The 12,775-nt window shown below is 60.2% G+C and carries 7 protein-coding genes and 1 pseudogene; 7 read left to right on the top strand and 1 reads right to left on the bottom strand.

Going from position 1 to position 12,775, the window contains the following annotated elements:
* The first annotated feature begins 108 nt into the window (after positions 1-108).
* Positions 109-522, top strand: coding sequence for a hypothetical protein (locus SPO_RS21410; protein ID WP_044029544.1), 414 nt, complete (start codon positions 109-111; stop codon positions 520-522).
* Positions 523-983: 461 nt separating this feature from the next.
* On the opposite strand, the gene SPO_RS21405 is transcribed toward SPO_RS21410, so the two are convergent.
* Positions 984-1,850, bottom strand: a complete 867-nt coding sequence (locus SPO_RS21405; RefSeq protein WP_011242091.1) for a LysR family transcriptional regulator — start codon at positions 1,848-1,850, stop codon at positions 984-986.
* Between the two features lie 109 nt (positions 1,851-1,959).
* Here SPO_RS21405 and SPO_RS21400 point away from each other — a divergent pair, with 109 nt between their 5' ends.
* From SPO_RS21400 to tcuA, 6 genes and pseudogenes are all read left to right on the top strand, one after another.
* Entirely contained in the window at positions 1,960-3,504 is a 1,545-nt protein-coding gene (locus SPO_RS21400) for a trimethylamine methyltransferase family protein (RefSeq protein WP_011242090.1), read from the top strand.
* Entirely contained in the window at positions 3,501-4,790 is a 1,290-nt protein-coding gene (locus SPO_RS21395) for an aspartate aminotransferase family protein (protein WP_011242089.1), read from the top strand. Before SPO_RS21400 ends, SPO_RS21395 begins: the two co-directional genes overlap by 4 nt.
* Positions 4,787-7,186, top strand: a complete 2,400-nt coding sequence (locus SPO_RS21390; protein ID WP_011242088.1) for a GcvT family protein — start codon at positions 4,787-4,789, stop codon at positions 7,184-7,186. The genes SPO_RS21395 and SPO_RS21390 overlap by 4 nt, the downstream gene beginning before the upstream one ends.
* The gene (locus SPO_RS21385) at positions 7,186-9,597 is read left to right on the top strand and encodes a GcvT family protein (protein WP_011242087.1); all 2,412 of its coding nucleotides are present in this window, start codon (positions 7,186-7,188) and stop codon (positions 9,595-9,597) included. The genes SPO_RS21390 and SPO_RS21385 overlap by 1 nt, the downstream gene beginning before the upstream one ends.
* A gap of 3 nt (positions 9,598-9,600) precedes the next feature.
* Positions 9,601-11,280, top strand: coding sequence for a thiamine pyrophosphate-binding protein (locus tag SPO_RS21380; RefSeq protein WP_011242086.1), 1,680 nt, complete (start codon positions 9,601-9,603; stop codon positions 11,278-11,280).
* Positions 11,277-12,753, top strand: a pseudogene (gene tcuA, locus SPO_RS21375) (FAD-dependent tricarballylate dehydrogenase TcuA). Before SPO_RS21380 ends, tcuA begins: the two are co-directional and overlap by 4 nt.
* Positions 12,754-12,775 lie beyond the last annotated feature (22 nt).

Here is a 12,775-nt window from a genome sequence, read left to right as displayed (position 1 = left end):
GCCCGGCACGATAAGCTGGATGACGGCTGTGCGGGACAAAGTTGACTTTCGCTGCGGCTGCGCGAATGTCTTCTATGTATGTTTTGTGGCCTGTGGTAGGGGGTCATTATGTTGATTGAGTTTTTTAAGAAGATGGAGAAGTCGAAGTGGTTGCCTTGGGTTGGAACGGCACCGTTCATTCTCATACCTTTCGTCATTATGTTTGACGGTGAGGTGGCGCGAGGAGTGGGAATTCTCGCATTCTTCGCCAGTATGTGGGGAGGGATCATCCTAGGTGGCAAGTTCGCTCGGATTATTTCTACTTGCGTTTTCAAAGTATCCGACGATGTGGCTAAGCGGCTTACTGCCGCTTTCTGTGCGTTTGGATTCCTGTTCATTCCTGTCCTTGTTGGGTCATTCACAAACGCCAACCTAGGCACAGATATCGAAATGCATTCGCTGAACGCGCATTTTCTATGGGCTTGCGTTGGGGCAGGCATCTTCTTCTGTGTGAAACCCGAAGACCCTAAAGCCAATGGTTAGCCGGGCATTTAATGCAGTCGCAGCATCTGGTAAAACGGGCTCGAAGCCGTCATGCGGCGATGCAACAGAGGGCACCGCACCCCTGACCGGCGTCAAGACGGTTTCGGCCCATACCCGACTTCCAACCTCTGATGCCGATGCTGCGGTGGCAGCTCGCTTTCCTGACATTCGCTGCGTGCGCGAAACCCTCGGATGCCCGAACTCACAGTCCGCGGGACTTTCCGGACTTGTGCAATTGCAGCTATTGCTGGCGCAGCATGCTCATCGCTGCATCGTCGCCAAAATCACCAATCCGGTCGTTCAATGTCGCGCTCAAATACAGATTGCCCGACGCGAATTTGCAGCTGCGGTTGGCGTAGCGGTCATCGGAACTTACATCAAATTGCGCGACAGGGCAGGCGGCTCGGAAGCTTCATGTAAACACTCCCGCCCCTCGCGAAAAAACCCGAAGTTCTTGCCAATCATGATTGCGAGATTAGCCAATCCTCAACCGCTCGAACCTCAACACGAGCCCTGCTGTTGTGCTGGACGTCGACAAAATAGCCATGGGTCGGGGCGATACGTTCATCGAAAACCCGAACGACTCTCTTTTCCGCCAGATCCTGGTCGATCAATGGAAGCCAGCCAATGATTGCCCCTTGACCTTCGGCAGCGCCGCGCAACAACACGTTTGCATCCTCGAAGATCGGTCCGTAGAGCGGGTCGGCTAGTGAAACTCCCATTGCTTCGAACCAGTCCAGCCATCCCCAGTGATTTCTTTGGTGCAACAGGGGCAGGATCAACAGATCCTTGGGGTGATCGATAGGGCCTCGTTTGGCAACGAAATCTTCAGATGCTATGGCAACGGGGCTGAGCTCGAGCAGTTTGACCGCATCACGGCCCATGTCGGCGATGCGGTCCCAGCGGATGACGATATCGACATTCTCGCGGTCGCGTGCGCCGGGATGAATGGCTGGCACCACTTCCAATTCGATCTCGCGATGGGCCTCCCAGAAATCACTGATCCGCGGCATCAGCCAGCGCGCCGTAAAGATCGGCCCCGCCGAAACTCGCACCGCTTTTCGGGCGCTTCGCCGAAGGGATTGAACCGCATTGTCCAACAGGCCAAAGGCCTGATTGGTCGCATCGGCCAAACGCCTTCCATCGTCTGTTAGGGCGACATCACGACCTTCGCGCCTGAAAAGCTTGACGCCAAGCTGGTCCTCCAATCCGCGAATATGATGACTGATTGCTGTCGGGGTCACGTTAAGATCCGCCGCCGCTGCCCGAAAACTCCCGTTCCGGGCGGCGGCGTCGAAGGCACGTAGGGCTGTGAGAGAGGCTGTCACGGCAATCCAAATGATGAGTGATACTCATTCATTGCTGAGAAGGTTGCTTTAGTAAACTGCGCGGTTTCCTGCGCAAGATAGGGTGGCATTAACCTGAGCTCATGAATCTATGACCAAGACAAACCGTCGGCGCGGCCGCAAAGACCGCTTGAAGCAAGTTTCGGAGCCTGACCCGCAGCCACCGGTATGGCCGGGGGTGGTTGGCGGGCGTCTCAAACCGCTTTCGCCTGATGAAGAGAGTTTGGTCGAAGAAGCCGCGTTCAAGCTTCTTGAAGACCTTGGGCTCAGCCAGGCCATTCCCTCGATGATCGAAAAAGTCACCACCGCTGGTGGTACAATGACGGATGACGGTCGGCTGCTGTTCCCGCGCACGCTGGTGAAGTGGGCGATTGACGGTGCGCAGCGCGGGTTTACGTTATGTGGCCAGCGCCCCGAGAATGACCTGAAGATTGAAGCCGCCCGCGTGCATATGTCTACCGGTGGCGCGGCGCCTGGCGTGTTTGACCTTGATACCCATGCGTATCGGGATTCGACGTTGCAGGACCTCTACGATGCGGCGCGGATCGTGGACCGGATGGACAATATCCACCACTTCAGCCGACCGGTTGTGGCACGCGATATCGAAAGCAACGCATTGATGGATTTGAACACCGCTTATGCCTGTCTTGCGGGCACGTCCAAACACGTTTCGATCTCGGTGACCGAGCCGCGAAACGTCGCTGACATCGCCAGGCTTTGCTATGCGGTCGCTGGCGGCGAAGCGGCGTTTCGCGCCCGTCCTTTCCTGACAGAGATGGTGTGTCATGTCGTCCCGCCCATGCGCTTTGCTGAAGAAGCCTGTGAGGTGTTGGAACTGGCCATCAAGGCCGGGTTCCCGGTGCAATTGATCAGCGCCGGACAAGCCGGAGCCACCAGTCCGGCGACGATTGCCGGATCGCTGGTGCAGGCGGTTGCGGAAACGCTGGCAGGACTGGTGTTTGCGCGACTGGTCGATCCTGAAGCCAAAGCGATCTTTGCGCCCAAACCTCTGGTGGCGGACCTGCGCACAGGTTCGATGAGCGGCGGCGGCGGAGAACAGGCCATATTGATGGCAGGTGCCGCGCAGATGGGGCGGCGGTGGGACTTGCCGACCTCTTCGATAGCCGGGATCACCGATGCAAAGCGGTTGGATGCCCAATACGGAGCCGAGAAATCTCTGGCGGTCGCAATGGCGGCCCATGCCGGCTCAAACATCATCACCCAGGCCGCCGGTATGATGTCGAGCCTCTTGGGCGTGAGCCATGCGGCCTATGTCACTGACAACGACATGTTGGGCAACATCCTGCGCACTGTACGCGGCATCGAGGCCACGCCCGAGAACATCGCGGCAGATGTCATTGCGGGGGTATGCCGCGGCGTGGGGCACTATCTGGGCGAGCAGCATACGTTCAGCCGGATGAAGTCGGATTATTTCTATCCCGAAATCGGGGACCGGCGGGCACCCCGCGACTGGCAGGACAACGGCGCAAAACGGATTGGCGATGTTGCGCGGGAAAAGACGCGCGAAATCCTGAGCGGGTATTTCCCGAGTCACCTGCCTGACGATGTGGATCGCGCGCTGAGGAAGGATTTTGATATCCGCCTGACCCGGGCGCAGATTGGACGGCCGGCATGATGAACCAGGATCTTAGCACCCGCGCCCGCGCGAGCCTGCCCGGCGGTGTCAGCCACGAGTTGCGATATCGCGATCCGTACCCGGTTTTCATCGATCGCGCGCAAGGTGGCGAAAAATGGGATGTCGAGGGACGCCGCTATATTGATTTCAAGATGGGCAGCGCCAGCCAGATGTTGGGGCATTGTCACCCTGCAATTGTTGAAGCCATCCAAAAACAGGCCGAACGCTCGGTTTTCAGCGCGGATTGCCACACCCGGGAAATCGAGTGGGCCGAATGGGTCAACCGGCTATATCCTTCTGCTGACCGCACCCGTTTCACCGCATCGGGTACGGAATCCACGATGCTGGCGCTGCGACTGGGCCGTGCCTATTCTGGCAAGGATCATGTGCTGCGTGTCGAGGGCCATTTCCACGGATGGCATGATCACGCGCTGAAAGGGGCCAAGCCGGGCAGCGATCAGGTACCGTCTTTGGGTATCCCGGATGCCATCAACGATCTGATCCACATCTGCGCGGCTGATCCTCAGGCGATGGAAAGTGCGCTTCAGGATGACCGCATCGGCACGGTGATCATCGAAGCCTCGGGTGCGAACTACGGCTGCGTGCCTTTGGCGACCGACACCTTGAGGGCGCTGCACGACGTGGTGCGGGCCGCGGGTGTTGTGCTGATTTTTGATGAAATCATAACCGGGTTTCGCTGGTCGCCCGGGGGGCGTCAGGCGCGCGACGGGATTGTGCCTGACCTGACCACCTTGGCCAAGGTGGTCACCGGAGGTTTGCCCGGCGGCGCGATTTGTGGTCGCGCGGACATCATGGAATTGTTGAACAATGCAACCGTGCGCAACGGGTTTGGCCCGGCTGTCAGCCACAAGGGCACCTTCAACGGCTCGCCCCTGATTGCCGCTGCGGCCTGTGCCGCAATGCCGCTTTTGGCCAATGGCGAGGCACAAGCGCAGGCCGACGCCATGGCCGAGCGTATGCGCGATGGGATGAATGCCGCCATGAAACGACAGGGCGTCGCGGGCATTGCCTATGGTGACAGTTCGATTTTCCATGTGTTTTTCGGCCGTGACCGCCTTGATGGGCTTGGCCCCGCCGAAATCAGGGGCCTCCCCAAACCCCTGGTCAAGGCCTATCGAGACGGCATGCTGTCGCGCGGCGTGGACATGATGGCCTATACCTCTGGTTTGACCTCATCCGCCCACACACCCGAACTGATTGATGAGGCCCTCTTGGCCTTTGATGACACCCTGTCGGAGATGATCCGCGACGGAGCCCTGACATGACCCTCCCTTCACACGCACGCACCGTCGTCATCGGCGGCGGCGTCATTGGCTGTTCCATCGCCTATCACCTTGCCCGCGAAGGGCGCAAAGACATCGTGGTGCTGGAGCGTTCGAAACTGACGTCGGGCACAACCTGGCATGCCGCCGGTCTGGTGCGCCGTCTGCGCCCGTCGGCGACGCTGACAAGGCTGATCAACTACTCGATTGACCTTTACGGCGAATTGGAGCGCGAGACCGGACAGGCCACCGGCTGGACCCAAACGGGGTCGCTGACGCTGGCCACGAATACCGACCGGCTAACCAATATCAAACGGCAGGTGTCGCTTGGTCGCGCCTTTGGATTGGAGGCCGAGGTGGTTGATGCCAACCGCGCGCAGGAGCTATGGCCGCTGATCGAGGTGGATGACGTGATCGGCGCCGTCTGGTCACCGGCTGATGGGCGCGTCAACCCTTCGGATGTGGCGCTTGCACTGTCGAAAGGGGCCAAGGCGCGCGGTGTGCATCTTTTTGAAGATACTGCTGTGACCGGGTTGAAAAAGAAAGGCGGGCGTATTTCGGCTGTTGAAGTTGGCGAGCACGTGATCGAGGCCGAAGAGGTCGTAATCGCCTGCGGTCTCTGGTCGCGTGAGGTGGCCGCGATGGCGGGCGCGCACATGCCGCTATATGCCTGCGAGCATTACTACATCCTGACGAAACCGCTGGCCGAGGTGCAGGCGCTTGGACCCGGAGCGCATCTGCCGACACTCAACGATCAGGATGCCTATCTTTATGCCCGCGACGATGTTGAGGGGTTGCTGGTTGGCTCGTTCGAGCCCCATGCCAAGGGCATTTCCACCAAGGATCTGCCTGCGAATTTCAGCTTTGATCTGCTGGATGAGGATTGGGATCACTTCATGCCGATGATGGAGAATGCGTTGCGCCGCATTCCCGCGCTGGAGACCGCCGAGGTACGGAAGCTGCTGAACGGCCCGGAAAGCTTTACGCTCGACAGTCAGTTCATGCTGGGCGAAAGCCCCGAGGTGCCTGGGCTTTTCCTGATGGGGGGCATGAATTCGACCGGCATCGCACTGGCTGGTGGCGCGGGGCGCGCGATGGCGGAATGGATCATCGCGGGCGAGCCAACGATGGAGTTGAACGAGGCCGATATCCGCCGCTTCAGCCCCGAGATGGACGTGCTTGGCGCCTTGGAGGCCCGCATTCCCGAGGTATTGGGTCGTCACTATGACAACCCCTATCCGGGTCGGGCGATGGACACGGCACGCGGTCAGCGCCGTTCGCCCGTTCACGAGGGGTTGGTGGCTGCGGGCGCGCGGTTCGAGGCGCGCGGCGGCTGGGAACGCGCGTTGCATTTCGGTGGCGACGAGGCGCATCTGCCGTTGACGTTTGGCATTCCGAAATGGCGCGATCAGGTAGCGCGTGAAGTAGATGCCTGCCGCAATGGTGCGGCCATTCTGGACCAATCCGCCTTTGGCAAAATCATGGTTCAGGGACCGGACGCCTGCACCTTTCTGAACCGGCTTTGCGCCGCACAGATGGATATCGCAGAAGGGCGCATCGCCTATACCCAGATCCTGAATGCGCGCGGCGGTGTTGAAAGCGATCTGACCGTGCAACGTCATGGCCCTGAGACCTATCTGATGATCGTCGGCGCGGGCGAGGTTGTGCGGGACATGAAGCGCATGCGCGAAACCCGTGGCGACTTTCGCGTGGAATTTACCGACGTGACCAGCGGTTATGCCGCGATTGGCCTCGCCGGGACCAAAGCGCGCGAGGTTTTGCAGGCCACCACCAACACTCCGGTGCCCGATCTGAAGCGCTTCCGTTTCGCGCCGGTCGAAATCGGGCTGGCGCGCGGTTGGGCCGGCCGGCTGAGCTTCACTGGCGAGGAGGGATACGAGCTTTATGTGCCATCCGACATGGCCATGGCCGCGCATGAGGCGCTTGTTGCGGCGGGTGCGACCCATGCGGGTCTTTTTGCCAGCGGCAGCTTGCGGATCGAAAGCGGGTTTCGGGCGTTCGGACATGAATTGACGCCGGGCACCACCCCGCAAGAGGCAGGGTTGGGGGCGTTCTGTGCCTTTGGCACCGGGTTCGTGGGACAGGGGGCGCTGGCCAATGCGGGTTCCCCCAAGCGTCGGGTCGTCTCGCTTCTGTTCGATGATCCGAATGCAATGCCGATCCATGATGAACCGATCTACTATGATGGCCGGGTCGTGGGTCAGATCACCTCTGCGGCGTGGAGCTATCGCTTTGGCCGTTCTGTCGCGCTGGCGATGATCAACGCGCCGCTAGACCTGATTGCAACACAGGATGTCGTGACGGGGTTCGAGGTGGAAATCGCCTGCACCCGTTTTGCCGCTAGCGTTTCGGTCAAACCTGCCAAGGAGGCATTCTGATGTCGGATACAACGCGCGTCACCCGCGTCGCGATTATTGGCGGCGGTATCATGGGTGTCGCAGCCCAGTTTCAACTGGCCGAAAACGGATGGACCGACACGATCCTGTTTGAAAAGGCCGAACTGACCAGTGGCTCCACATGGCATGCCGCCGGGCAGATTGCCCATGCGGTGGGCAGCCGCATTGCGGGCTGGATCAACAAGACCTCGATCGAGACCTACAAACGGGTCGAGAAGGAAACCGGGCAGTCTATTGGCTGGCACGAGGTCGGCGGCTTCCGCATTGCCACAACCGATGACGAAGTCGACTGGATGAAGTCGATCATGGGCGTCGGCAGATTGCTGGACCTGCCGATGGATCTGGTTGGGCCGGATGAAGTCGCAAAAGGTAATCCTTTCTACAAGGTCGACAACGTCAAGGCCGCCGTACAAACCTATGAGGACGGGCATATCGACCCGTCCGGCGTGACTATGGCCCTGGCCGCCGCCACCCGTGCACGCGGGGCGAAAATCGAGCGGCGCAATCAGGTGCTGGGGGCCAGTCGCAAGGGTGACATGTGGTGTCTCAGAACCGAAAAGGGCGACGTGTTGGCCGAACATGTCGTGATTGCTGCCGGATCCTACGCCAATCAGGTCGGTGAATGGTTCGGGCTCAAGATTCCCTCGGTCTCTTGCCTGCATCACTATCTTGTCACCGACAGGGTGCCCGAATTCGAAGGACGCCCCGAACTGCCGGTGATGCGGGACAACGCTTTTGGCGGCTATATCCGGCAGGAACAAAAATCCGGCCTGATTGGCATTTACGAGGGCCATGTCTGCCCGACCGTCTGGGAAATGCCGAAAGGCGCGCCATGGGCCGCCGAGAACGAGTTGTTTGAGGCGGATTATGACTCGATTGGCGATTTCCTGATGATCGCCTTCGACAAGATGCCGATCCTGGCCGAGCTTGGGATCAAACGCGTGGTGCGCGGCGCGATCACCCACACGCCGGATGGCGGTATGCTGGTTGGCCCGTCCGGTGCGCCGAATGTCTGGCTGTCTTGCGGGTCTTCCATCGGCCTTGCGTGGGGTGGTGGCGCGGGCAAGGTGCTGGCCGACTGGATGGTGCATGGCGAAACCTCGATCAACACGCGGTCGTTGGACCCCCGCCGCTATGGCGATTTCGCATCGGATCACTACATCGTCGAACGCACCAAGGACGAGTTCATGCGCCGCCATGACACGCCCTGTCCGGGAAAACAGTTCCACAGTTTGCGCCCGCTGAACCGCCATCAGCTGTATGATCGGCTGGCTGCCAAAGGGGCCGTATTTGGTGAAATCGCCGGTTGGGAACGTCCTCGTTATTTTGGGGATGTCGGTGAAGTTGAGCAAATCGGCTGGGGCCATCAATCCTGGCATGAAAATGCGTTGGCCGAGGCGCAGGCCACCCGCGCGACGGCCGGTGTGATCGACCTTTGCGCATTCGCCCAATTCGAGATCACCGGGACGGATGCGGGCAAACTGCTCAATCGCCTGTCAGCGAACCGCATCCCGCACAAGGATGGGCGGATGAGCCTCAATCACTTGCTGACAGAAAAGGGCCGGTTCGAGACCGAGATCACCATTTGGCGGATCAATGAGAACCGGTATTTTACCGGCTCCCCTATTACCCGTGCCAATCCGGATTTTGCCTGGATCAAATCCCATATACGGCCCGGTGAAGACGTGCAGATGGTCAATCGCAGCGCCGATTGGGGGATGCTGGCGATGTCCGGCCCTGCTTCCCGGCGCATTTTGTCCGAACTGACCGATGCCGATCTGTCCAATGCCGCCTTCCCGTGGCTTTCAGGACAGGAAATCACCGTCGCCGGTGTGCCATGCTATGCGTTGCGCGTGTCCTTCGTCGGCGAGTTGGGCTGGGAGTTACACGCCCTGCTGAACCGGATCCCTGAACTTTATGACGCGCTGTTCGATGTGGGCTCGGCACACGGGCTGACCGATCTGGGCTCTTATGCCTTTAACGGGATGCGCATGGAGAAAGCCTATCGCGCCAGCGGTGAACTGACGACTGATATCGGGCCGTTCGACGTCGGGCTGGAGCGTTTTGTGGTCACCGAAGGCCGCGACTTCATAGGAAAAGAAGCGCTGCTGCAGCGCGATCCCGAATGGGAACTCTTTTATGCGGAACTCCAGAGCGATGACATCGATATTCATGGCGGCGAGCCGGTCTTTTTCAGAGACCAGATCGTCGGCCTGACCACTTCGGGCGGTTATGGCTACACGTTAGGCAAATCGCTCGGCTGGCTCTTTGTAAGGAAGGGGACGCCACGAGCGGATATTGCAGTCCGGATTTTGAATGAAACCTATCCGGTGACAATTCATGACGCGCCATTGTTTGATCCCGACAACCTGCGCCCAAAAGCTGAGGACTAAGACATGACACATATCAACGGCGGCGAGGCCGTCTACCGCGTCTTGAAGGCCAACGGGATCGACACTGTGTTCGGCCTTTTGGGCGGCTCGATGCTCGAACTTTACGACGCGATGCATAAGGGCAGAGAGATCGCCTATGTCGGTGCGCGGGATGAGCGTGCCGCAGGTCATATGGCCGATGCCTGGGCGCGCATGACAGGCAAACCCGGAGTTGTGCTGGGCGCGCAGGCAGGTCCGGGTGTGGTGAACATCGTCACCGCCGTGGCCGAAGCGCACCTTGCCTATTCACCGATGGTTGTCATTGCAGGCGCGATCACCCGCGCGGATCAGGCCAAGGACACCTTTCAGGAGGTTGATCAGGTCGCTTTGTTTGCACCGATCTGCAAACGCTCGGTAATGGTAACCGACCCGTCGCGACTGGCCCCGATGCTTGAAGATGCCATCCGTCTGGCCAACACGGGTCGCCGTGGCCCCGTTGTACTGCACGTCCCGCGCGACCTCTTTGCCGAAGAGATCCCTGCCATTTATCCCAAACCGCTTGCGCTTGCTCGTCCGGGTCCTGCCGCGCCTGCCGACGTTAGCGCCATTGCCGCGTTGCTGGCCGGGGCCGTACGCCCGGTGATCTTTGCCGGGGGTGGTTTCAAATGGGGTGCGGGCCGCGATGCGCTGACCGCGCTGGCCGAAACTCTGGAAGTGCCCGTTGTGGCCTCGACCGGCCATGCCGATGTGATGCGCCACGGCCATCCCTGGTTTGCCGGACAAGCCGGACCACGCGGCAACCGCGTAGCCAGCCGCCTGACGAAAGAGGCAGATGTGATGGTCGTGCTTGGCGCGCGGCTTGGCTTCAACTCAACCTTCCATTCCAACGATTACGTAGGCGCAGAGACCCGCATCGCGCATGTTGATGTCGAAGGCGCGGCCGTCGGTCGGTATTTCCCGGCCGAAATCGCGGCCCAGGGCGATGCACGCCTGACGGCCGAGGCGCTGACCGAGGCAGGCGAGAGACCGAATTGCGATGCGTGGCGTGAACGCTTCAGGGCGGATATGGACAGCCTCTTGGCAGAACGGGCCGAAGAGGCTTTGGTCGAAACGCTCCCCATGCACCCCCGCCGCGCCTTGGGCGAGCTACGCAATACGCTGCCCGAGGACGCCATCGTTACACTCGATACCGGCAATACCTGCCTGCAAGCCGCGGATCGTTTGGCCCATTACGCTCCGATGTCGCTGATCACCCCGCTTGACTTTGGTCTGGTCGGTTTCGGGCTGGCCGCCGCGATCGGCGCCAAGGCCGCGGCCCCTGAGCGTCCGGTTGTTGCGATCATGGGCGATGGCGCCGTTGGCTATACAATGATCGAAATTCAAACCGCCATTTCACACAAGCTTCCGATTACCATCGTGGTCTTGGACAACGAGGCATGGGGCGCCGAGAAAGCCTATCAGCAAGAGTTTTACGGCGGGCGTCTGCTGGGCGCAGAAATCGAGAGTCCGCGTTTCGACAAATTCGCGGAGCTCTGCGGTGGCAAGGGCATCTGGGTCGACGGGCCCGGGGGCATGGGCTCCGCCCTGCAAGAGGCCATCGCCTCAGGGCAAACCACTGTTATTCAAGCCAAGATCGACCCCGGCGCGCTGATGACGCTGCGCAAGGACCTGTTCAAGGCACCGCAAAAAGAGGCAAAGGCATGAGCATCTGGGACACCATTATCATTGGCGCCGGAAACGCTGCATTTTGCGCCGCCCATGAGGCCCGCGAAAAGGGCGCGAGCGTATTGATGCTGGAATGCGCGCCCGAGGCAGAAAACGGTGGCAACTCGCGCTATACTGCCGGGGCCATTCGCTTCGCCTATGACGGCGTGGACGATATACGCGCGCTTTGTCCCGACCTGTCGGAAGATCAGATCGCGATCACTGATTTCGGGACCTACACCGAAGAACAGTTTTTTGACGACATGTTCCGGGTCACCCGATACCGCACCGACCCGGCGCTGTGTGAGCGTCTTGTGCGCTCATCACGCGACACGATGCACTGGATGCGTGACAAGGGCATTCGGTTCCTGCCGATCTATGGACGTCAGGCCTTCAAAGTCGATGGCCGCTTCAAGTTCTGGGGCGGGTTAACCCTGGAATCCTGGGGTGGCGGCGAAGGTTTGGTAGACGCCCACACCAAGATCGCCCGCGAAAGCGGAGTCAAGATCCGCTATGACACACGTGCAATCGAACTGCTGACCGATGGCCATGCGGTGACCGGCGTCAAGGTCCGCCACAAGGGCCATATCGAAGAGCTTGGTGCCAAGTCCGTTGTCGTCGCGGCGGGCGGTTTTCAGGCCAGCCCCGAAATGCGCACCCGCTATCTTGGTCCCGGCTGGGAAATGGCGCGGGTGCGTGGCTCGCGTTTCAACACCGGCGAAGGTATCAAGATGGCGATGGATATCGGCGCGTCGACCTACGGCAACTGGTCTGGATGTCACGCCGTAGGCTGGGGACTATAACGCGCCCGAGTTCGGCGACCTGGACGTGGGCGACGGGTTCCAGAAACACTCCTATCCCTGGGGCATCATGGTGAATGCAACGGGGCGGCGTTTCGTTGACGAGGGCGCGGATTTTCGCAACTACACCTACGCCAAGTATGGCCGCATCATCCTGAACCAGCCCGACCAGTTCGCCTGGCAGATCTTCGACAGCAAGGTCACGCATATCCTGCGCGACGAGTATCGGATAAAACGGGTGACCAAGGTCACCGCGCCGACGATCGAGGCTCTGGCGGAGAAACTCGAAGGGGTTGATCCGCAAGGGTTCCTGGATGAGATCAAGGCCTATAACGCCGCTGTCGACACGGACACACCGTTTGACCCCAACGTCAAGGACGGGCGCGCCACCAAAGGTCTTTCGGTTCCGAAATCAAATTGGGCCAACAGGATCGATGACGGCCCGTTCGAGGCCTATCAGGTTGGCTGCGGCATCACCTTTACTTTTGGCGGATTGCGTATCGACCCCGACACTGCGCAAGTGCTCGACAATGGCCTTTCCCCAATCCCTGGCCTCTTTGCTGCGGGCGAACTGGTCGGCGGCGTGTTCTTCTTCAACTACCCCGGCGGCACTGGGCTGATCAACGGGTCTGTCTTTGGCCGACTGGCCGGCACCCACGCGGCGCCCCGGTGAATTTTGCGTCTCGCAGGGCGAC

Origin of the sequence: Ruegeria pomeroyi DSS-3 (assembly GCF_000011965.2) — a bacterium.
GTDB lineage: Bacteria > Pseudomonadota > Alphaproteobacteria > Rhodobacterales > Rhodobacteraceae > Ruegeria_B > Ruegeria_B pomeroyi.
Note: the sequence above shows the minus strand (reverse complement) of the source record. Positions and strands in the feature narration are given on the sequence as shown.